Source organism: Stenotrophomonas sp. PE591, assembly GCF_018320795.1.
GTDB lineage: Bacteria > Pseudomonadota > Gammaproteobacteria > Xanthomonadales > Xanthomonadaceae > Stenotrophomonas > Stenotrophomonas maltophilia.
In genome coordinates, this window is sequence record NZ_JAAOKO010000002.1 from 43,528 (window position 1) to 64,653 (window position 21,126).

Sequence of the window (21,126 nt, forward strand, 5' to 3'; positions counted from 1 at the left end):
CCTTGTGGAATCGTTGGCCTTCACAATAAACCGGTCGTGATGACTGGTCGCTTTCAAAGTTTTGAACGAACCGATTGATGAACTCTATCGATAAAAATCCATCGCCCCGCCTGCGCCAACAGCGTGCCGCCATCGACGGCGCCATGAGCCGCGACCGGGGCCGTTTGCTGGGGATGCTCTCGCGTTGCCAGGCCAAGCCACAGGATGCGGCACTGGCCGCCACCTTCGAGCAGGCCTTGCAGGCGTCGGTGCAGCGCCGGCAGGTGCGGGCGCAACAGCAGCCGTCCATTACTCTGGACCCGCAGCTGCCGATTGCGCGTGAAGCCGACGCCATCATCGGGCTGATCCGCGAACACCAGGTGGTGGTGATCGCCGGTGAAACCGGCTCGGGCAAGACCACCCAGCTGCCGAAACTGTGCCTGGCCGCCGGCCGTGGCCAGGCCGGCATGATCGGCTGCACCCAGCCGCGACGGATTGCCGCACGTGCGGTGGCCAGCCGCGTGGCACAGGAACTGCAGAGTGAACTGGGCCAGCTGGTCGGCTACCAGGTGCGCTTCAATGACAAGGTCAGCGAAGACAGCCGCATCAAGTTCATGACCGACGGCATCCTGCTGGCGGAGATCGCCAGTGACCGCTGGCTGTCGAACTACGACACGATCATCGTCGACGAGGCGCACGAACGCAGCCTCAACATCGATTTCCTGCTGGGCTACCTGAAGCAGCTGCTGCGCAAGCGCCCGGACCTGAAGCTGATCGTCACTTCGGCCACCATCGACACCGAACGCTTCGCCCAGCATTTCGACAATGCGCCGGTGATCAGCGTCGAAGGCCGTACCTATCCGGTGGAAGTGCGCTACCGCGCGCTGGAAGGCGAGGGTGAAGACCAGGGCGAACGCACCGTCAACGACGCCATCGTGTCGGCCATTGACGAGATCACCCGCCTGGATGCGCGCGGCGACGTGCTGATCTTCCTGCCGGGCGAGCGCGAGATCCGCGATGCGCACCAGTCGCTGGAACGGCGCAAGTACCGCAATACCGAGGTGCTGCCGTTGTACGCGCGGCTGTCCAACCAGGACCAGGACCGGGTGTTCAACCCCGGGCCGAACCGGCGCATCGTGCTGGCCACCAACGTGGCGGAAACTTCGCTGACGGTGCCGCGCATCCGTTACGTGGTCGATCCGGGTTTCGCCCGCGTCAAGCGCTACAGCCCGCGCAACAAGCTGGACCGCTTGCACATCGAGCCGATCTCGCAGGCCAGCGCCAACCAGCGCAAGGGCCGCTGCGGCCGTATCGCCGAAGGTATCTGTTACCGCCTGTACGCCGAAGCCGATTTCCAGGCGCGGCCTGAATTCACCGATCCAGAAATCCGCCGCTCCAGCCTGGCCGGGGTGATCCTGCGCATGCTGCAGCTGGGCCTGGGCCGCATCGAGGATTTCCCGTTCCTGGAAGCGCCGGACGAGCGCGCGGTAGCCGATGGCTGGCAGCAGCTGACCGAACTGGGCGCGATCGACGCCGAGCGGCGCATGACCACCATCGGCAAGCAGATGGCACGCCTGCCGGTGGACGTGAAGCTGGCACGCATGCTGGTCGCCGCGCAAGCTGCCGGCTGTCTGCGGCCGATGCTGGTGATCGCCTCGTTCCTGGGCATCCAGGACCCGCGCGAACGCCCACCCGAAGCGCGTGGTGCGGCCGACAGCGCGCACGCGCAGTTCGCCGATGGCCGCTCCGAGTTCGTTGGCGTGCTGCGCCTGTGGGATGCCTACCGGCAGGCCCATGAAGACCTGACCCAGTCCAAGCTGCGCGACTGGTGCGGACGTCATTTCCTCGGCTTCCTGCGCATGCGCGAGTGGCGCGAGCTGCATCGCCAGCTGCGGCTGCTGTGCGAGGAACTGGGCTGGAAGGAAGAGGCCAGCGAGGCGTCGATGGCGCCGTTGCTGGCCGGTAGCAGTGCGCCGGCCCCGGCGCGTGATGACGCGGCGGCGGTGAAAGCCACCCGGGGCCAGCTGCACCGCGCCGCGCGCCTGGCCCGCGAAGGCAAGGCGGAGACCGCACCGGCGCCGGTGGCCGTGCGCGCGCAGAAGGAACAGGCGCCGGTTGGCGGCGGTTTCAGCGAACGCGTGCGCGCCGCCGCCTACCAGACCCTGCACCGGGCGCTGGTGGCGGGCCTGCCGACGCAGATCGGCCACCGCACCGAGAAGGGCGATTTCCAGGCGCCACGCCAGCGCCGCTTCCTGCCGTTCCCGGGTTCGGCGCTGTCCAAGCGGCCGCCGCCGTGGCTGCTAGTGGCCAACCTGCTGGATACGCAGAAGGTGTGGGGCATGACCCTGGCCGCGATCGAACCGGACTGGGTGATTGCCGAGCTGCCGCACCTGTTGCTGCGCAAGCACTTCGATCCGCACTGGTCGCGCGCGCAGGGACAGGTGCTGGCCTCCGAGCAGATCAGTCTGTTCGGCCTGGTGTTGGCGCCGAAGAAGCCGGTGCATTACGGCCGCATCGAGCCGGGCGAGGCACATGACATCTTCGTGCGCCAGGCACTGGTGACCGGCGAGATCAACACCCGCGCCAGTTTCGTGGCCGACAACCAGAAAGTGCTGGAGGCCGCCCGCGAGGAGGAAGCCAAGCTGCGTCGCGCCGGCATTGTTGCCGACGAGGACTGGCAGGCACGCTGGTACCTGGACCGCGTACCGCCGCAGATCCATTCGGCCGCGGGCCTGGATACCTGGTGGAAGGGACTGGCGCCGGAACAGCGGAAGACCCTGCACTGGTCGCTGGCAGACCTGCTGCCCGGCGAGGGCAGCGAACAGGAGCGCTATCCGAAGTACCTGGCGCTGGGCCAGGCGCGGCTGCCGCTGCATTACCGCTTCGAGCCGGGCGCCGACGATGACGGCGTGACCCTGGACGTGCCGCTGCACCTGCTCAATGCATTGGACCCGGTGCAGCTGGGCTGGCTGGCGCCGGGCTTCGTCGCCGACAAGGCCTCGGCACTGATCCGCAGCCTGCCCAAGGCAATGCGCCGCAACTACGTGCCGGCGCCGGACTTCGGCCGCGCGTTCTACGAGGCGTTCCCGCAGCCCAGCGCCGATGCCATCACCGGCGAACTGGCGCGTTTCCTGTCACGTGCAACCGGTGCCACCGTGACCGCGCTCGATTTCGAGCCCGGTTCGATCGAGCCGCACCTGCACATGAACCTGCGGCTGCGCGACGAGCAGGGCAAGGTGCTGGCCACTTCGCGTGATCTGGACGCACTGCGCGCGAAATTCGGCGGTCGTGCCGGCGATGCCTTCGCTGCACGCGCTGGGCGCGAGATGGCAGCCGATGGCCTGCGTACGTTCCCGGCCACGCCGATCCCGCTGCAGGTGCCTGGCGAAGCCGGCGTGCCGGCCTATCCGGCGCTGCTCGATGAAGGCGACAGCGTGGCGCTGCGCATCTTCGCCGACCGCCAGCAGGCGCAGGAGGCGCACCCGCTGGGTGTGCGCCGGTTGCTGGAGATCGCCCTGGCCGAGAAGGTCAAGCAGGCGCGCAAGCAGCTGCCGGTGGGCGCCAAGACCGGCCTGTTGTATGCGGCGATCGAGTCGCAGGAGCGCCTGCGCGGAGACCTGGTGGATGCGGCGATGAACGCGGTGTTGGCGGAGGGCCTGGAAGACATCCGCGATGCGGCGGCCTTCGAACAGCGCCGTGAGCATGCGGCCAAGGCCCTGTTCGGCGAGGCCATGTCGCGGCTGAAACTGGCCGAAACCATCCTGGCGCTGGTGGCGGAACTGAAGCCGATGCTGGAAGCACCGTTGATGGGTTGGGCACGCGGCAACCTGGACGACATGGAAGCGCAGCTGTCCGGGCTGATCCACCCCGGTTTCCTGCGCGATACGCCGGCCGACGCGCTGGCGCAGTATCCGCGCTACCTGAAGGCGATGATCCTGCGCACCGAACGCGCCAAGCGTGATCCGCCACGTGACCAGGCACGCATGCTGGAACTGCATCCGTTCCTGGAAGCGCTGGAAACGGCAGAGCAGCAGGGCCTGCGCGATCGCCCGCAATGGCAGGCGCTGCGCTGGGACCTGGAAGAGCTGCGGGTGTCGCTGTTCGCGCAGGAGCTGGGGGCACGTACCGGCATTTCGGCGAAGAAGCTGGCGCAGCGGGTGACGGCACTGCGCCAGGCCTCGTAACCCGCGACCCGACCCCGCCGGACGATGACCGGCGGGGTACGGTGGAATGTCATCCACGCGTGGCGTGGATCCACTACTTGGAGCGGCGCACCTTGGGCTGGCTGTTCACGCCTTCGACCTTCATGTACCACACGCCCATCACGCCGGGCTTGATGCTGACCTTGGGCGATTGCTTGCGCACGCCGACCACGCTGGTGCTGTCGGTCTGCTCCCATTCCTGGCCGTTGTCCAGCACGTAGACGCGGCCCTTGCCGAAGCCACGGAACTCGCCCTGCAGCACGCCGGTGATCGGCTCGCTGCTGCCGAAATCGAAGAACCCGCGGTTCTTCACGATCACTTCCTGGCGGCCCTGTTCGCGGGCTTCTTCGCGTACCGCTGCCACAGCCTGGGTCGTCGCCGCTTCAACCTTGCCCTGCAGCCAGCGGTTGAGCGTGGCCAGTTCCTGCGCGCTCAGCTTGTCCAGGCCGGCCGCCTTGAATTCGGTCGGCGACATCTGCTGCTGCAGGTCACCGTCCACCACGCGCTGGGCCAGCGCAGGCGCCGACAGGGACAGCAGCAGTGCGGCGCAGGCCAGCAGCCGTGGACGGAAACGTGGGGCGATCGAGGGCATGGCGGAACTCTCCTGGGTTTGCCGGCGAGTGTAGCGGCATGTCTTCATGCCGGGTGATGGTGGCTGCGGTGATTGTCCCTGAACGGCGCCGGCGCTAGTGTAGGAACCTCTGTCTTGCCTGCTCGATGCTGTGAACCGCGCTTCTGTCCCCGGCCTGGATGCCTTGTTGAACCGTCCCTCCGCCGCGGTGCTGCCCGCTCCGCTGCGCCAGGCCCTGCGCGAACACTGGGAAGCACCGGAGTGCGACCACCAGATGCGCGCCAGCTGGTCGGTGCTGGGCGATACCCTCGATGCACTGTCGATGCTCTCGGCCGACGAAGGCGCGGTGGTTGCCGCGCTGTTGTTCGACCTGCCCGGCCTGCGCGCCAGCCTGGACCAGCTGCCGCTGGGCAACCACAAGGCGGCGGTGATCGGCCTGCTCGACGGCCAGGACGCCGCCGATCCGGTCTGGGCGCTGCATGCTGGCCGCGAGGCCGGGCGCAACAGCGAGGGCCTGCGCCGCCTGCTGCTGGCGATCATCCGCGACCTGCGCGTGGTGCCGATCCTGCTGGCCCGGCAGCTGGCGAGAATGCGCGCTGCCGACAAGCTGGACGACGAGCAGCGCCGGGCGCTGGCGCAGCTGACCCGCGACATCCACGCGCCGCTGGCCAACCGGTTGGGCATCTGGCAGCTGAAGTGGGAGCTGGAGGACCTGGCGTTCCGCCACCTGGAGCCGGAAACCTACCGCCGCATCGCGCGCGAAGTGGACGAAACCCGCGTGGCGCGCGAGCGCTACGTGCAGAACGTGAAGAAGCAGCTGTCGCGCGAGCTGGCCGCACAGGGCATCCATGCCGAAGTGAGTGGCCGCCCCAAGCACATCTACAGCATCTGGCGGAAGATGCAGAAGAAGCGGCTGGCGTTCGACCAGCTGTACGACATCCGCGCGGTGCGGGTGATGGTCGACGACGTCGCCGCCTGCTACGCCGCGCTGGGTGTGGTGCATGCGCTGTGGGCCCCGGTGCCGAGCGAGTTCGACGATTACATCGCACGCCCGAAGGCCAACGACTACCGTTCGCTGCACACCGCCGTGGTCGGCCCGGAAGGGCGCACGATCGAAGTGCAGATCCGCACCCACGAGATGCATTCCCAGGCCGAGCTGGGCGTGGCCGCGCACTGGAAGTACAAGGAAGGCGGCAAGGGCGCGGAAAAGTCGTTCGATCGCAAGATCACCTGGATGCGCCAGCTGCTGGAGCAGGCGCAGGACGGGCAGGGCAATGAACTGGCCGGGGCACTCGACGCCGAGCTGACCGAGGACCGGGTCTATGCGCTCAGCCCGAAGGACGAGGTGCTGGACCTGCCCCAGGGGGCCACGCCGCTCGATTTCGCCTACCAGGTACATACGATGGTGGGCCACCGCTGTCGCGGCGCCAAGGTCAATGGCCGCATCGTGCCGCTGACCTATCGCCTGCGCAGCGGCGACCGTGTCGAGATCCTCACCGGCAAGGAGGCCGACCCCCGCCGCGACTGGCTGATGCCCGCGCTGGGCTTCCTGGCCAGCAACCGCTCGCGCGAAAAGGTACGCAGCTGGTTCCACAAGCTGGACCGCGCGCGCAACGTGCAGGCCGGGCGCGAACTGCTCGAGCGCGAGCTGAAGCGCCTGGGGCTGCAGCATTCGGATCTGGCGGTGGCGGCGAAGAAGTTCCATGCCGACAGCGTTGACGACCTCTACATCCAGGTGGCGCTGGGCGACACCGGCCCGAACCAGGTCAGCCGTACGCTGCTGGAAGCAGAGCGCGCGGCCAGCCAGCCGGCCCCTGCGCCGGCGCTTCCGCGCCCGACCGCCCGCCGCGAGAACCTGGGCAAGTCCAAGTTCACGGTGCAGGGCGTGGGCAATCTGCTGGTGCAGCTGGCGCGCTGCTGCCAGCCGGTGGCCGGCGAACCGATCGTCGGCTACCTCACCCGTAGCCGTGGTGTCACCGTGCACCGGGCAGACTGTGCCGCGCTGGCCCGGCTGGCGGCCACCAGCCCGCAGCGCATCCTGCCGGTGGAATGGGGCCAGGCCGGGGGCGGCTACGAGGTGGACGTGGTGGTCAATGCGGTCGACCGCCGCTGGCTGCTGAAGGACATCACCAACCTGATCGCCCAGGAAGACGCCTACGTGCTCGACATCCACAGTGACAACGTGCGCAACAGTGGCCGTGCCCATCTGCGCCTGAGGCTGAAGGTCAGCGACTACGACCAGTTGTCGAACCTGCTGGGCAAGCTGGACGCGCTGCCGGGTGTGAGCGAGGCGCGTCGCCTCGGCTGAGCTTCACGCCGCCCCGGCTACCCTGCACGCATGGAACGCGAGCCCCCGCATCGCCCGCATGGCGCTGAACACCCTGCGCTGGATCGCGTCCGCCGCGAAGGCCGCTGGTGGTGGCTGCAGGCACGTCATGCGCGGCGGGTCTGGCGATGGGCGCTGGTCGCGGCGCTGGCGGTGTTCGTGCTGCTGGTGCTGCTGCGCAAGCCGCTGGCCGACTGGTTCTGGGACGAGCCGCAGATCGAACAGCTGCTGGTCGAAGGCGATCGCGCGCTCGCCGCCGGCCGGCTGAGTGCGGCCGACGGCAGTGGTGCGCGGGAGCGCTACCAGGCGGTGCTGGCACTGGATGGCGATCGGCCGCAGGCGCGCCAGGGCCTTGCACGAACCGCCGCGGCAGCATTGCAGCAGGCCCGCGACAAGCTGCAGGGCGACGATCTCGAGGGCAGCGCGCAGTCACTGGCGCTGGCCCGCGAGCTGCAGGTGCCGCAGGGCGACGCCGACGCCGTGGCCCGCCAACTGCAGGCGCGGCGTAGCGCCGGCGCCGGTATCGGCGCATTGCTGGCCCAGGCCCGCAATGCGTTTGCGGCCGGCCGGCTGGACGATGGCGACAGCAGTGCGCTGCCGCTGTTCCAGCGCATCCTGGCACTGCAGCCGGACAACCTGCCCGCTCTGGAGGGGCGCGAGGATGCACTGAGCGATCTGCTGCAGCACGCGCGCGCGCTGGCCGGACGCGGGGAACTGGCTGAAGCCGCTGCGACGTTGCAGCGCGCGCGCCTGTTCGATGCAGGCCACGCCGATCTTCCCGCCAGCCAGGAGGCCCTGGCACGGGCGGTCGACGAGCGCTTGCGGCAGGCACAGCGCGCACTTCAGCGACAGCAGCTGGAACCTGCCGCAAAGGGGTTCCTGGCCGTGCTGGCGGTGGCGCCGGACGATCCCACTGCCCAGCGGGGCCGCGAGCAGGTGCTGCAGGCGGTGCTGGCGCGAAGCCAGATCCAGGCCGACGATTTCCAGTTCGAGGCGGCGCAGCGTGATGCCGTGCTGGCCGAAGCACTGGGCGCTTCGCAGGCGGCACGCCAGCAACTGGTGCAGCGCCTGCAGCGTGCACGGCAGGCCCGGGAGGCACTGCAGCAGCCCGCAGTGAGCAACGCGCAGCGTGAACGCGAGCTGCGCGATCACCTGCGCCGGATCGAACGCGCCGAGCGCGCAGGCCAATGGATCAGCCCGCCGGGGCACAGCGCATTCGATGCCCTTCGCGAAGCACAGGCGCTGGCACCGCGCGATTCACGGGTGAAGGCCGCGGCCGCGCGCCTGCTGCCTGCCAGTCGCCGTTGTTTCGACGACAACCTCCGGCAGAACCGGGTGCAGGCTGCAGGTGCCTGCCTGCAGGCCTGGCAGACGTTGTCTCCCACCGCCGGCGGCCTGCCTGCGGCCCGCCAGCGCCTCGCGCAGCGTTGGCTTGCGATTGGCAGCGAACGATTGGGCAACGGAGATGTCGCCTTTGCCGAACGTGCGCTCCAGCAGGCGGGCGAGCTTGGCGTCGGCCCTTCCAGCAGCGAGTACCAGCAGTTGCGGCAGCGCCTGCGCGACATCGGGGTGTCGTCGCCCTGAGCCCGCCGCTGCCGGAGGGACCGCTATAGTAGCCACCCCTCGCAACATCCCCACGGAGTGCCGATGACCGTCCTTGTTTCCGGAGCCACCAGCCAGATCGGCCGGTTCCTGCTGCCGCGCCTGGTGCAGGCGCATGGGCGGGTACAGGCGGTGAGCCGGCAACCGCAGCCGGCACAGGACGGCGTGCAGTGGCTGTGCGGGGACCTGGCGGCTGCGCTGGACAGTGTGCCGTCTCCGGACTGGCAGGCGATTGCCAGCTTCGGCCCCCTTGAAGCATTGGCGCAGTGGTTGTCGCGGCAGACGGCGGCCCCCGCGCGGCAGGTCATCGCCACCAGTTCGATGAGCGTGCTGAGCAAGCAGAATTCCGAGCAGGCCGACGAGCAGGACGTCGTGGCGATGCTGCAGCGGGGCGAAGCGGGCCTGATCGCGCAGGCCGAGCGTCTTGGCATGGGCTGGACGATCCTGCGGCCGACCCTGATCTATGGCGCCGGCATCGACCGCAGCATCACCCCGATCGTGCAGCGTGCGCTGCGTCTGCGCCTGTTTCCAATTCCGCTGGTGGGAGGCCTGCGCCAACCGGTGCATGCCGACGATATCGCCCGCGCCGTGGTGGCCTGCATCGCCACCGGTGCAGCGTCGGCACGGGTGCTGGAAATCGGCGGTGGCGAGCGCCTGCCCTATCACGCGATGTTCCGCCGCGTGCACGCCAGCCTGGCACAGCCGACATTGGCGCTGCCGTTGCCGGGCGCGGCACTGCGGGGCCTGGCTGCGGTGCTGCCGCGGGCGCGTGGTCCGGTGTCACGCCTGCAGCAGGATCTGATTGCGGACAATGGCCCACTGCAGGCGCTGCTGGACGTACATCCGCGGCCGTTCCAGCCCGACGCGGACACGTGGCGACCGATGAGCGCGGCCCAGGCCGTGCAGCGGATCGCTGCGTATCCCGGCAACGGCTAGCCAGCCATCGTATCCATCCTCTTGGGAGGGGCTCTGCTACCATCCCCCGGCCCTTGTTTCCGCGAGTACGTTCGATGCCTGACGCGCCATCCCGATCGGCCCCTGCCGAGCGCATTGGCGTCGCGCTGTGCACCTACAACGGTGCGCGCTACCTGCAGGCGCAGCTGGACAGCATCCTCGACCAGGATCTTCCGGTGAACGAAGTCATGATCGGCGATGACGGTTCCAGCGACCAGACGCTGCAGCTGCTGCAGGCCTTCGTGCCGCGTGCACAGGCGCTGGGCATCCGTGTCGAGATCGTCCAGCACGCGCGCAATCTCGGCTATGTGCGCAATTTCGCCGATGCACTGATGCGTTGCCAGGCCGACATCCTGTTCCTGTGCGACCAGGATGATGTCTGGCATGCGGGGCGTGTCCGCCGCTACGTGGAGCGCTTCCACGCCGACCAGGGCCTGTTGCTGCTGCACAGCGATGCATGGCTGGTGGACGCGCAGGGCGCGCCGCTTGGCCAGCGGCTGCTGGAGGTACTGGTGGTCCATCCGGCCGAGGTCGAGCTGGAACGCTCGGGCCTTGCGATCGACGCGATCCTGCTGCGCAACTTCATCACCGGTGCCACCTGTGCGCTGCGCCGCGGGCTGCTGGCCGGATCGCTGCCGGTCCCGCCGGGCTGGAGCCACGACGAATGGCTGGCGGTCCACGCATCGCTGCGTGGAGGATTGGACATGCTGGCCGAACCGACCATCGACTACCGGCAGCATGGCAACAACCAGATCGGTGCCAGTCGCCGCGGTTTCCTGCAACGCCTGCGCCATCTCGATCTGTTCGATTCACAGGCGCGCCAGCGCACGGCCGGGCGCCTGCTGGCCCTGGCCGATCTGCTGGGGCAGCGCGGCGTGGTGGTGGCGCCGGAGCGCTTCCAGGGACTTCACGCGCTCGCCTGGCGCATGGCCTGGTCGCGCCTGCAGCTGTATCGCCGTGTGGATGTGCCGGCAGGCTGGATCGCCCATGATGCGCCGCGGTTGATCGCACGCCTGGCCAACGTCTGCCTGGCGGGGGGCGGCTGGAAAGGGGGCTGGGCAGCGCTTGCGGGCGCGTGGGCTGGGTGGCAGGCGCCGCGCGCTGCTTGAACTGCAGTGAAACCGCGGGCCATCGCCTGCCAGCCACCGCGGCGCCTGCGTTAGACTCGCCAGACCCTACCTGCCTGCATGCCCGTGCCCCGACGCTACGATTCCGACGACATCGACGATTTCGACGACGACCAGCAGGACGACAGCCCGCTGTGGCGGCGTCGCCTGATCACCTGGAGCATGGCTGCGGTCGCGTTGGGATTGGGCTTCCTGATCCCTTATACGCTGTACCTGAACCAACAGGTGACCCAGCGCTTCGGTGAACTGCGTTGGCAGATCCCGACCCGGGTATATGCGCGGCCGCTGGTGCTCACGCCCGGCAAGGCGATGGACGCGGCGACCCTGAAGACCGAACTCGCCGCATCCGCCTACCGCGATGACGGGCAGGGCAAGGAGCCGGCGACCTATGCGGTGAACGGCGGGCGCTTTGTCATTTCCAGCCGTGGCTACAACGATGTGGATGGCCGCGTCGCACCGCGTCGGCTGGAACTGTCGCTGGCAGACGGTGCGGTCGCGTCGCTGCGTGATGCCGACAACCGCAAGGCGCTGAAGGCTGCGCGCCTGGACCCGGCGCGTATTGCCACCCTGTACGGGCAGAAGCAGGAAGAACGCCGCCTGATCCGCATGGACGAGGCGCCGGACCTGCTGGTGACCGGCCTGCAGGCGGTGGAGGACAAGGACTTCAACCGTCACCACGGCATCGATCTGTCCGGCATCGCGCGCGCGGTGTGGGTGACGGTCCGTTCCGGTGGCCAGAGTCGCCAGGGGGCGTCCACGCTGACCCAGCAGCTGGCCCGCAGCGGCCTGCTCGGGATCGGCAAGGAACAGACGGTCACCCGCAAATTCAATGAAGTGCTGTACGCGCTGATCATGGAGGCGCGCTACGACAAGCGCACCATCTTCGAGGCCTATCTCAACCAGGTGTACCTGGGCCAGCGCGGCAGCCAGGCCATCCACGGCATGTCTTCCGGCGCCGAGTTCTGGTTCGGCCGTGACCTGCAATCGCTGGAAACCGAGCAGATCGCGCTGCTGATCGGCCTGGTCAAGGGCCCGTCCTACTACGATCCGCGGCGCAACCCGGAACGCGCGCTGGATCGCCGTAATTTCGTGCTAGGCAAGCTGCATGAGGCGACGCTGATCGACGATGCCGAGTACCAGCGTGCGTTGAAGGCGCCGCTGGGCGTGCCCAAGACGCCGGGCCTGGTGGCGGCCAACCGCTTCCCGGCCTATGTGGACCTGGTTCGCCGCCAGCTCGGCCATGACTATCCGGAATCGGCGCTGCAGGGCGCCGGCCTGAGCGTGATGACCGGCATGTCGCCGTCTGCGCAGGCCTATGCCGAAGGCGCGGTGACCCGCACCATCAAGTCGCTGGAAAGCAAGCGCCGTCCCGAACTGCAGGCCGGCATGGTGCTGACCGACGTGCACAACGGTGACGTGCTGGCGGTGATCGGCAGCCGTGAGGTGTCCGAGGTGGGGTTCAATCGAGCGATCGAAGCACAACGCCCGGTCGGCTCGCTGTTGAAGCCGTTCGTGTACCTGCTGGCGCTGGCGCAGCCGGACCGCTACTCGCTGGCCAGCTGGGTCGACGATTCGCCGGTGACGGTGCAGCTCGGCCGTGGCCGCAACTGGAGCCCGGGCAACGCGGACAACCGCAGCCACGGCACCGTGCGCCTGATCGACGCGCTGGCGCATTCCTACAACCAGGCCACGGTGCGCGTGGGCATGCAGGTCGGCCCCGAGCGTGTGACCCAGCTGATCCACGTGCTGGCCGGCATCAAGGCCGAAGCGAATCCGGCGGTGATCCTCGGTTCGACCGACCAGAGCCCATACGCGATGGCACAGCTGTACCAGTTCCTCGCGTCCGGTGGCGAAATCCAGCCATTGCATGCGGTGCGTGGCGTGCTCGATCCGCAGGGCAAGCTGCTCAAGCGTTACGACAAGACCCCGGCACCGGCCCAGGAAGGCGATTCGATTGCCGCCAACCTGATCAGTGTCGGTCTGCAGCAGGTGGTTGCCAGCGGCACCGCGCAGCGGCTCAACGCCGATGGCCTCAGCCGCCTGCAGCCGGCCGGCAAGACCGGTACCACCAACGATGGTCGTGACAGCTGGTATGCCGGTTACACCGGGGATCACCTGGCGGTGATCTGGATCGGCAACGACCAGAACGAGCAGGCTGGCCTGTACGGTGCCACCGGCGCGATGCGGGTCTGGTCGGGCATCTTCCAGCGTCTTCCCAGTGCGCCGCTGCGGGTCAGCAACAAAGGCCTGGACTGGCAGTCGGTGGCCGCCAGCGGCCTCAACACGACCGACGAAGGCTGCCCGGGAGCGCGCCGCTTCCCGTTCGTGGTCGGCTATGCGCCGGCCTATGCGCCCTGTGCACCGGCGGTGTCGCCGGATGGGCAGGGCGAGGCCGAAGGCGAGGGTGGTGGCTGGCGCAGCTGGTTCGGCCTGGACCGCAAGCCGGAAGCGCCTGCCGAACCTGCCGCGACACCCGCCGCCGCCACTCCTCCCCCGAGCCGATGATGCCGATGAACATGCGATCCCTGCTGCAGCCCCTGGCCCTGACCGGCCTCAGCCTGGCCTTGGCCGCTTGCGTGAGCAGTGCACCGCCGGTGGTCAAGCCGGTCGATACCACCACGCCGGCGCAGCGCCTGGCCGCAGTTGACGCAGCCGCTGGCCCGGATGACAAGGAGTTGTCGGTGCAGCCGTTGCGTGACTCGCAGGTGGAAGATCTGCGGGTGACCGCGCAGGCACAACGCCAGGCCAACGATCTGGCCGGTGCCGCCAGCAGCCTGGACCATGCGCTGGAGATCGTCGCTGGTGACCCGGCGGTGCTGCAGGAGCGCGCCGAGCTGGCGCTGCTGCAGGGGCAGTGGGCGCAGGCGGAGGCGTTCGCGCGCAAGGCGGTCGACCTGGGCTCGAAGACAGGGCCGCTGTGCCGCCGGCATTGGGCGACGATCGAGCAGTCGCGCCTGGCGCGGGGCGAGAAGGAGAATGCGGTGTCGGCGCATGCGCAGATTGAGGGCTGCACGGTGCCGGGGATCAAGCGGTACTGAGTTTTCAGCCAACGGCGCAGCCCCTCGTGGCTGGCCGCAAAATGCGGGTCATGTGATTGGGCCGGGCGGGTGGGCTGCGCAGGGGACGCTGCAAGTACGTCCATGTAAGCTCGGTCGCCGCATCCATGCGGCTCACGCCCCTGCGCAGCCCACCCGCCCGGCCCCTGACAGTTTCCGTGTGCGTCCAGCCACGGAAGAGAAAAAGAAAATCAAAAGCGGGTCGCACGCTGCGCGCGCTCGCGGTAATTCATCCTCTTTCCCCGTTCCTCCCACCGCTTCTGAACTGCCAGTCGAGCAAGCTCGACTTTGCGAAGCACGTCCCTCCGTCACCGGGAAACTGTCGAAGGCGGGGACTGTGGGTTTGCGGGGTGTCCGCGGCATGGATGCCGCGGCCAAGCCCCCAAGGACGGGTCTACGGCGTCCCCGCAAACCCACAGTCCCCCGCCAGCCCTCCGTGCAACCCAGAGCCATGACCGCCGTTGCCGTTGCTGTTGCTCCGGCTCTGGCTTGAAACGGGTGCCGGGCAGCGCCCGGCCGGGTATCCTTTCCCTCTGATGTCCGACCTAGTCCATGCCAGCCGCGAAGCCCTCAGCGACGGCGGCGCGCTCGCCTCGCACCTGGATGCCTTCGTCCCGCGTCCGGCACAGCTGCACCTGACCGAAGCCATCGCCGATGCGCTGCAGCAGCGTGACCTGCTGCTGGCCGAGGCCGGTACCGGCACTGGCAAGACCTTTGCCTATCTGGTGCCGGTGCTGCTGTCCGGGTTGCGTACCATCATTTCCACCGGAACCCGCGCGCTGCAGGACCAGCTCTACCACCGCGATCTGCCACGGGTGCGTCAGGCACTTGGTGTCGGCCTGCGCAGTGCGCTGCTGAAGGGGCGCGCGAACTACCTGTGCCGCTATCGCCTGCAGCAGGCGCGCGGCGAGCCGCGTTTTTCCAGCCCCGAACAGGCGGCGCAGTTCCAGCGCATCCTGGCCTGGTCCGGTCGTTCGGAGTTCGGTGACATCGCCGAACTGGAAGGCCTGGCCGATGACTCGCCGCTGCTGCCGATGGTCACTTCCACGGTCGACAACTGCCTGGGTACCGACTGCCCGTTCTGGGATGACTGCTTCGTGGTGCGCGCGCGGCAGCGTGCGCAGGCCGCCGACGTGGTGGTGGTCAACCATCATCTGCTGCTGGCCGATCTGGCTCTGAAGCAGGATGGCTTCGGTGAATTGCTGCCGGGGGCGCAGGCCTTCGTCATCGACGAGGCACACCAGCTGCCCGAATTGGCCGCGCAGTTCTTCGGCGAAGGTTTCGGCATGCGCCCGTGGCAGGAACTGGGCCGCGACTGCCTGGCCGAAGCGCGTGGCGTCGGCGGCGCGCAGTCGGCGCTGCAGGAACCGGTCGACCAGTTGCAGCAGGCGCTGCTGGCCCTGCGTTCGGCGATGGAGGGACTACCGCCGCGTGGCACGCAATGGCGCGCGTTGGCGATGCCGCAGGTGCGCGATGGATTCGATACGGTGATGGCGGGGTTGGTGACGCTGGAGCAGGCACTGCAGCCGCTGCGCGAAGCCGCGGCGGGCCTGGATGCCTGCCATGCGCGGGCGCGCGAGGCGGTCTCGCGGCTCAGCCGCTGGCTGGGCGATGACGAACCTGCCCTCGATTTCGATACCGACCCGGCGGAAACCGCCACTGCCGCTGATGTGCTCTGGTACGAGCTCACGCCACGTGGTTTTCGCTGCCAGCGCACGCCGATGGATGTGTCCGGCCCGTTGCGTGAGCATCGCGAACGCAGTCGCGCGGCATGGATCTTCACCTCGGCGACGCTGACCGTGGGCGGTGGCTTCGACCACATCGCCACCCGCCTGGGCCTGGACGATCCGCACATCCTGGTCCAGCCGAGTCCGTTCAATTGGCCCGAGCAGGCATTGTGCTACCTGCCCGAAGGCCTGCCTGATCCGGCTGCGCGGGGCTTCGGTACTGCGTTGATCCAGACCCTGCGGCCGGTGTTGCAGGCGTCGCAGGGCAGGGCATTCCTGTTGTTTGCCTCGCACCGTGCATTGCGCGAGGCCGCCGAGGCACTGCGTGATGGGCCATGGCCGTTGTTCGTGCAGGGCGAGGCGCCGCGCGCGACGCTGCTGCAGCGCTTCCGCGAATCGGGCAATGGCGTGCTGCTGGGCTCGGCCAGTTTCCGCGAGGGCGTGGACGTGGTGGGCGAGGCGCTGAGCGTGGTGATGATCGACAAGCTGCCGTTCGCGGCGCCGGACGATCCGGTGTACGAGGCACGGCTGGAGGCGATCCGCAGCCAGGGTGGCAATCCGTTCCGCGATGAGCAGCTGCCGCAGGCGGTGATCGCGCTGAAACAGGGCGTCGGTCGCCTGATCCGCAGCGAGAGCGACCGTGGTGTGTTGGTATTGTGCGACCCGCGCCTGCTCAACCGTGGCTATGGCCGGGTCTTCCTCGATTCACTGCCGCCATTCCGCCGTACCCGCAGCCTGGCCGATGTGCAGGCCTTCTTTACGCCACAATGGGCGCCCGTGGCCGATGATGCGGCTGCTCCGGCCGCCGTTGCGACCGGCCCCGAGCCGGCGCCCGGTGCCACGTTCCCCCTGTTCTGACCCGATCCGATGAAACTGCTCGCCTTTGAAACCGCCACCGAAGCCTGTTCCGTTGCCCTGCATGTCGATGGGCAGGTGCTGGAACGCTTCGAGATCGCCCCGCGCCGGCATGCCGAACTGAGCCTGCCGTGGGCGGAGGCGCTGCTGGCCGAAGCCGGCATCAGCCGCCGGCAGCTGGACGGTATCGCGCTCAGCCGCGGCCCGGGTGCGTTCACCGGCGTGCGCCTGGCGATCGCCATCGCGCAAGGCATTGCGCTGGCACTGGATCGGCCGTTGCTGCCGGTCTCGACACTGCAGGCGCTGGCGCTGCGGGCACCGGCGGACGAAACGCAGATCCTGTCGGCGATCGACGCACGGATGGGGGAGTTGTACGTCGCGCGCTTCGAGCGTGTAGACGGCCTGCCGGTGGCACGTGATGCCGAGCGCGTGTGCGCACCCGCTGCAGTTGCGCTGCCGGAAGGGATGTCGGCCTACGGTGTCGGCACCGGTTTCGGTGCAGCCGAGGGGGCACTGGTGACCCAGCTGGGCACCGGCCTGTGCGGCTTTGATGCGACGGCGCTGCCGCGGGCGTCGGATGTATTGGCACTGGCGGTGCCGGCGTTCGCTCGCGGCGAAGCCATTGCACCGGAGAAGGTCGAGCCGGCGTACCTGCGTGACAATGTGGCGCTGACCCTGGTCGAGCAGCAGGCCGCGCGCGAGGCGAAGGCGAAGGCCAACGGCTGAGCCCCTCGTGGCGGGGTTGGTTGATCGCATAAACCAAAAGCCGCGCTTGGCCGGGCGGGGTGGGTTCGCGGGGGACGCCGTAAACCCGTCCATGGGGGCTTGGCCGCGGCATCCATGCCGCGGACACCCCCGCGAACCCACCCCGCCCGACCTCTGACAGTTTCCGTGTGCGTCCGCCACGGAAAATCAAAAAAGAAAATCAAAGTCAAAAGCGGATCGCTTCGCTCGCATCCACGCGTAGCGTGGATGTGTGTCGACCAAGGTCGACACCTACCAATAGCAAAAATGCGCCGCGATCTGTCAGAGGTGGGGCGGTGTGGGCTTGCAGGACCGTTGGCGCCATGGGCCCGAGGCATGCCTCGGGCGGGTTGGGCAGGACGCCCAACCCCGGTCTTGCCGTGTGCGCAGGACAGCGCACACGAGCAAGGCGCCATCGAGCCCCCAGGGACGGGTTTACGGCGTGTCCTGCAAGCCCACACCGCCCCGCCAAACCCACGGCCCAACCGCCGCTGTTGCTGTTGCCGTTGCTCTAGCCTTCCAGCGGGTCCCGGGCCGCAGGCCCGGGCACCAAAACCCTATCGGTCGTCGTGCAGGGTGCCGCCCGGCAGGAACACCCACGTACGGGTAACCTGCAGGATGTCGATCTCATCCTCGGTCTTCGGCAAGGGCGGGAACGGCTGGGCCAGCTGCACCACCCGCAGGGCGGCCTCATCCAGCAGCGGCGTCCCGCTCGAACGCAGGATCCGGCTGCTCTCCACGCTGCCATCGCGGCGCACGCCCACGCTGATCACTACCTGGCCGCCGAGGCGGCGCTGCCGCGCCTCATCCGGGTAATTCAGGTTGCCTACCTTCTCGGCACGGTCGACCCAGGCGCGCAGGTAATTGGCATAGGCATACTCACGCGTGCTGGCCGACACGAACTTGCGGTTCGGGCGCTTGGCGTACTGCGCCGAGCGCAGATGTACTTCGGCAGCCAGCCGCGCCATCTCCACGTCGCGCTGTTCGCGTGCGCTCAAGGGCGCATCCGGTTCGGGCTGATCCGGCGTGGGGCGGGACTGCGCCTGCGCCACCACCTCTTCGCCATTGCGGCTGCTGACCACCCGTGCCTGTGGCGGCGGAACCGGCGCGGCCGATTGCTGCTGCTGTGGAACCGGGCTGATTCCGGACTGGGCCTGCGGCACGATGCCGGCCTGGTTGTCGCGCGGACGCTGTGCGCGGTCGTGCTCGCCACCGCCTTCCTGGTTGGCCGCGGCCAGGAAATCGGCCTGCTTCGGGGTCAGCACGGTGCGGGTCTGGCTGAAGATGACTTCCAGTGTCGGCACCAGCGGCGCATCGCCCTTCACGGCGAAGCCCACGCCCAGGATCAGCAGGGCGTGGACCAGCACCGACAGCGCGATGGTCGCCCCCAGCCGTTGCGCTTCGCGCGGCGGCGGGGGCAGGACGGCAGGTGCGGCAGACATCAGCGCAGGCCGGCCTCGAGTGCGTCGAACAGGGTGCCAGCGATGTTCAGGCCGTACTGCGCGTCCAGTTCGCGCACGCAGGTCGGGCTGGTCACGTTGACCTCGGTCAGGTAATCGCCGATCACGTCCAGGCCGACGAAGCGCATGCCGCGGCGCTTCATCTCCGGGCCGACCTGGGCGGCGATCCAGCGGTCGCGCTCGCTCAGCGGGCGGCCTTCGCCACGGCCGCCGGCGGCCAGGTTGCCGCGGAATTCATCGCCCTGCGGGATGCGCGCCAGGCAGTAGTCCACCGGTTCGCCATCGACCAGCAGGATGCGCTTGTCGCCGGCGGTGATGTCGGGAATGAACTTCTGGGCCAGCGCCAGCTTGCGGCCGCCGTCGGTCAGGGTTTCCAGAATCACGTTCAGATTCGGATCGCCCTGGCCGCTGCGGAAGATCGAGCGGCCGCCCATGCCGTCCAGCGGCTTCAGCACGGCCTGGCCGTGCTCCAGCGCAAAGGCCTTCAAGACCTTCGCGTCGCGGCTGACCAGGGTCGGCGGACAGCACTGCGGGAACAGCAGCGCGGCCAGCTTCTCGTTGTAGTCGCGCAGGCCCTGCGGGTTGTTGACCACGCAGGCGCCAGCCGCTGCGGCCACGTCCAGCACCTGGGTGTCGTAGATGTACTCGGCGTCGACCGGCGGGTCCTTGCGCATCAGCACGATCTGGCCGGGGCCGAACTCGGTGCGGCTGAACGCGCCCAGCTCATACCAGCCGGCCGGGTCGTCGCGCACCTGCAGCGGCGCGGTCTGGGCCACCGCTACGCCACCCTCCAGGGCCAGGCCGCCCGGGCGCACGTAGTGCAGGGCATGGCCGCGGCGCTGGGCTTCCAGCAGCATGGCGAAGGTGGTGTCCTTGGCGATCTTGATGTGGGCGATGGGATCCATCACCACGATGACGTTCAACGGCATGGGCGCACCTGTCAGGCAAGGCGTTGATGGTAGCGGCAACGCCGCTCGCGCGCCTCCCCGCCGTCCTGCAACGCAGCGTCCGCCCGGCGGTCGCGCACGCATTGCGAAACCCGTCACGTTCAGGCGGGTGCCATGCCCCGCGCCATGGGGCGGCCTTGAAGCGGGCGCGGAAAGTGCGATATAGATACGCTTTCGTAGCGGCCCCCGCCAGAGATCGGGCCGTGCGCTTGGGGATAGGCAATGACTGAAAACACGACTGCGGGCGGGGAACTCGCAGGACTCCGGGTGATGGTCATCGATGATTCGAAGACCATCCGCAGGACTGCGGAAACGCTGCTCAAGCGCGAAGGCTGCGAGGTGGTCACCGCCACCGACGGCTTCGAAGCGCTTGCGAAGATCGCAGACCAGCAGCCGCAGATCATCTTCGTCGACATCATGATGCCGCGCCTGGACGGGTACCAGACCTGTGCGCTGATCAAGGGCAACCAGCTGTTCAAGGCGACCCCGGTCATCATGCTCTCGTCCAAGGATGGCCTGTTCGACAAGGCGCGGGGACGCATCGTCGGCTCGGAGCAGTACCTGACGAAGCCTTTCACGCGTGAAGAACTGCTGGGTGCCATCCGCACATACGTCAACGCCTGACCAGGGGGGAAAGGCACAATGGCTCGTATCGTTCTGATCGAGGATTCACCGACCGACCGCGCGGTGTTCACCCAGTGGCTGCGCCGTGCCGGCCACGAGGTGCTGGAGGCGGACAATGCCGAGGATGGACTGCAGCTGGTCCGCGACCAGGTGCCGCAGCTGGTGCTGATGGACGTGGTCCTGCCCGGCATGAGCGGCTTCCAGGCCACCCGCGCGATGGCCCGTGATGCGGCCATCAAGCACATCCCGGTGATCATCGTCAGCACCAAGGCGATGGAAACCGACAAGGCATGGGGCCTGCGCCAGGGCGCGGCCGATTACATCGTCAAGCCGCCGCGCGAGGATGAACTGATCGCGCGGATCAACGAACTGGTGGCCTGATGCGCTCGCCCTTCGACATTCTCGAAGCCTACGAACGGCGCAGCCTGGCCCACGCGGTGCAGCTGCCCGAGCGGCAGTTCGCCCAGGACCTCTGGCGTGGCGTGGGTTACCGCGTCGGCCAGCGCCGGCTGGTGTCCGATTTCCGCGAAGTGGTGGAAATCGTGCCGATGCCGCCGGTGACCCCGGTGCCGTGCGCGCAGCCGTGGCTGCTGGGCGTGGGCAATCTGCGCGGCAACCTGTTCCCGGTGGTCGACCTGAAGTACTTCCTGGAAGGCACGCGTACCGTGCAGCAGGAAGGCCAGCGCGTGCTGATCATGCGCCAGGCCGGCGGCGACGTCGCCCTGACCATCGATGAACTGTTCGGCCAGCGCAGCTTTGAACTGGACCAGCAGATCGCGGCCGGCACGCTGGCCGAAGGGCGCTACGGCCACTTCGTCGATCGCGCCTTCCACGCCGACGGCCACGACTGGGGCGTGTTCTCCCTCTCGCTGCTGTCGCGTACCCCTGAATTCCGGCAAGCCGCGGCCTGAGGCCGGGCATCGCCCCCTGCACTGAAGATCGAGGTTGAACG

The 21,126-nt window shown here is 68.5% G+C and carries 15 protein-coding genes; 12 read left to right on the forward strand and 3 right to left on the reverse strand.

Going from position 1 to position 21,126, the window contains the following annotated elements:
- Positions 1-77 precede the first annotated feature (77 nt).
- On the forward strand, positions 78-4,163 hold the full coding sequence (gene hrpA / locus JLDANKMP_RS05430) for an ATP-dependent RNA helicase HrpA (protein ID WP_212560691.1): 4,086 nt from the start codon (positions 78-80) through the stop codon (positions 4,161-4,163).
- Between the two features lie 73 nt (positions 4,164-4,236).
- Here hrpA and JLDANKMP_RS05435 read toward each other — a convergent pair whose 3' ends face one another.
- Complete coding sequence (locus JLDANKMP_RS05435; RefSeq protein WP_005410728.1) at positions 4,237-4,773, reverse strand: hypothetical protein; 537 nt, start codon at positions 4,771-4,773, stop codon at positions 4,237-4,239.
- A 130-nt stretch (positions 4,774-4,903) separates the two neighbouring features.
- On the opposite strand from JLDANKMP_RS05435, the gene JLDANKMP_RS05440 reads away from it, so the two are divergent.
- The 8 genes from JLDANKMP_RS05440 to tsaB all read left to right on the forward strand — a co-directional run bounded on the left by JLDANKMP_RS05440 (position 4,904) and on the right by tsaB (position 17,125).
- A complete protein-coding gene (locus JLDANKMP_RS05440) occupies positions 4,904-7,060 on the forward strand; it encodes a bifunctional (p)ppGpp synthetase/guanosine-3',5'-bis(diphosphate) 3'-pyrophosphohydrolase (protein ID WP_043035705.1) in 2,157 nt (718 codons plus the stop codon).
- A 30-nt stretch (positions 7,061-7,090) separates the two neighbouring features.
- Positions 7,091-8,662: a hypothetical protein gene (locus JLDANKMP_RS05445; protein WP_212560692.1), complete on the forward strand. Its 1,572-nt coding sequence runs from the start codon at positions 7,091-7,093 to the stop codon at positions 8,660-8,662.
- Positions 8,663-8,725: 63 nt separating this feature from the next.
- Entirely contained in the window at positions 8,726-9,616 is an 891-nt protein-coding gene (locus JLDANKMP_RS05450) for an NAD-dependent epimerase/dehydratase family protein (protein ID WP_005414259.1), read from the forward strand.
- Between the two features lie 74 nt (positions 9,617-9,690).
- Positions 9,691-10,743, forward strand: a complete 1,053-nt coding sequence (locus JLDANKMP_RS05455; protein WP_212560693.1) for a glycosyltransferase family 2 protein — start codon at positions 9,691-9,693, stop codon at positions 10,741-10,743.
- 84 nt (positions 10,744-10,827) lie between these two features.
- Positions 10,828-13,266, forward strand: a complete 2,439-nt coding sequence (mrcB, locus tag JLDANKMP_RS05460) for a penicillin-binding protein 1B (protein WP_044571433.1) — start codon at positions 10,828-10,830, stop codon at positions 13,264-13,266.
- Positions 13,263-13,799: a hypothetical protein gene (locus JLDANKMP_RS05465; protein ID WP_005414256.1), complete on the forward strand. Its 537-nt coding sequence runs from the start codon at positions 13,263-13,265 to the stop codon at positions 13,797-13,799. Before mrcB ends, JLDANKMP_RS05465 begins: the two co-directional genes overlap by 4 nt.
- A 554-nt stretch (positions 13,800-14,353) precedes the next feature.
- Complete coding sequence (locus tag JLDANKMP_RS05470) at positions 14,354-16,402, forward strand: ATP-dependent DNA helicase (RefSeq protein WP_212560694.1); 2,049 nt, start codon at positions 14,354-14,356, stop codon at positions 16,400-16,402.
- Positions 16,403-16,411: 9 nt separating this feature from the next.
- On the forward strand, positions 16,412-17,125 hold the full coding sequence (gene tsaB / locus JLDANKMP_RS05475) for a tRNA (adenosine(37)-N6)-threonylcarbamoyltransferase complex dimerization subunit type 1 TsaB (protein ID WP_212560695.1): 714 nt from the start codon (positions 16,412-16,414) through the stop codon (positions 17,123-17,125).
- 575 nt (positions 17,126-17,700) lie between these two features.
- On the opposite strand, the gene JLDANKMP_RS05480 is transcribed toward tsaB, so the two are convergent.
- The gene (locus tag JLDANKMP_RS05480) at positions 17,701-18,585 is read right to left on the reverse strand and encodes an energy transducer TonB (RefSeq protein WP_212560696.1); all 885 of its coding nucleotides are present in this window, start codon (positions 18,583-18,585) and stop codon (positions 17,701-17,703) included.
- Entirely contained in the window at positions 18,585-19,532 is a 948-nt protein-coding gene (gene gshB / locus JLDANKMP_RS05485) for a glutathione synthase (RefSeq protein WP_005410718.1), read from the reverse strand. The genes JLDANKMP_RS05480 and gshB overlap by 1 nt, the downstream gene beginning before the upstream one ends.
- A gap of 240 nt (positions 19,533-19,772) precedes the next feature.
- On the opposite strand from gshB, the gene pilG reads away from it, so the two are divergent.
- Genes pilG through JLDANKMP_RS05500 form a run of 3 tightly spaced genes read left to right on the forward strand, consistent with a single transcriptional unit; the run spans position 19,773 to position 21,085 of the window.
- Positions 19,773-20,174: a twitching motility response regulator PilG gene (gene pilG, locus JLDANKMP_RS05490; protein ID WP_005418455.1), complete on the forward strand. Its 402-nt coding sequence runs from the start codon at positions 19,773-19,775 to the stop codon at positions 20,172-20,174.
- Between the two features lie 18 nt (positions 20,175-20,192).
- Positions 20,193-20,555, forward strand: a complete 363-nt coding sequence (locus tag JLDANKMP_RS05495) for a response regulator (protein ID WP_005410717.1) — start codon at positions 20,193-20,195, stop codon at positions 20,553-20,555.
- Complete coding sequence (locus tag JLDANKMP_RS05500) at positions 20,555-21,085, forward strand: chemotaxis protein CheW (RefSeq protein ID WP_005410716.1); 531 nt, start codon at positions 20,555-20,557, stop codon at positions 21,083-21,085. The genes JLDANKMP_RS05495 and JLDANKMP_RS05500 overlap by 1 nt, the downstream gene beginning before the upstream one ends.
- Positions 21,086-21,126: the final 41 nt, after the last annotated feature.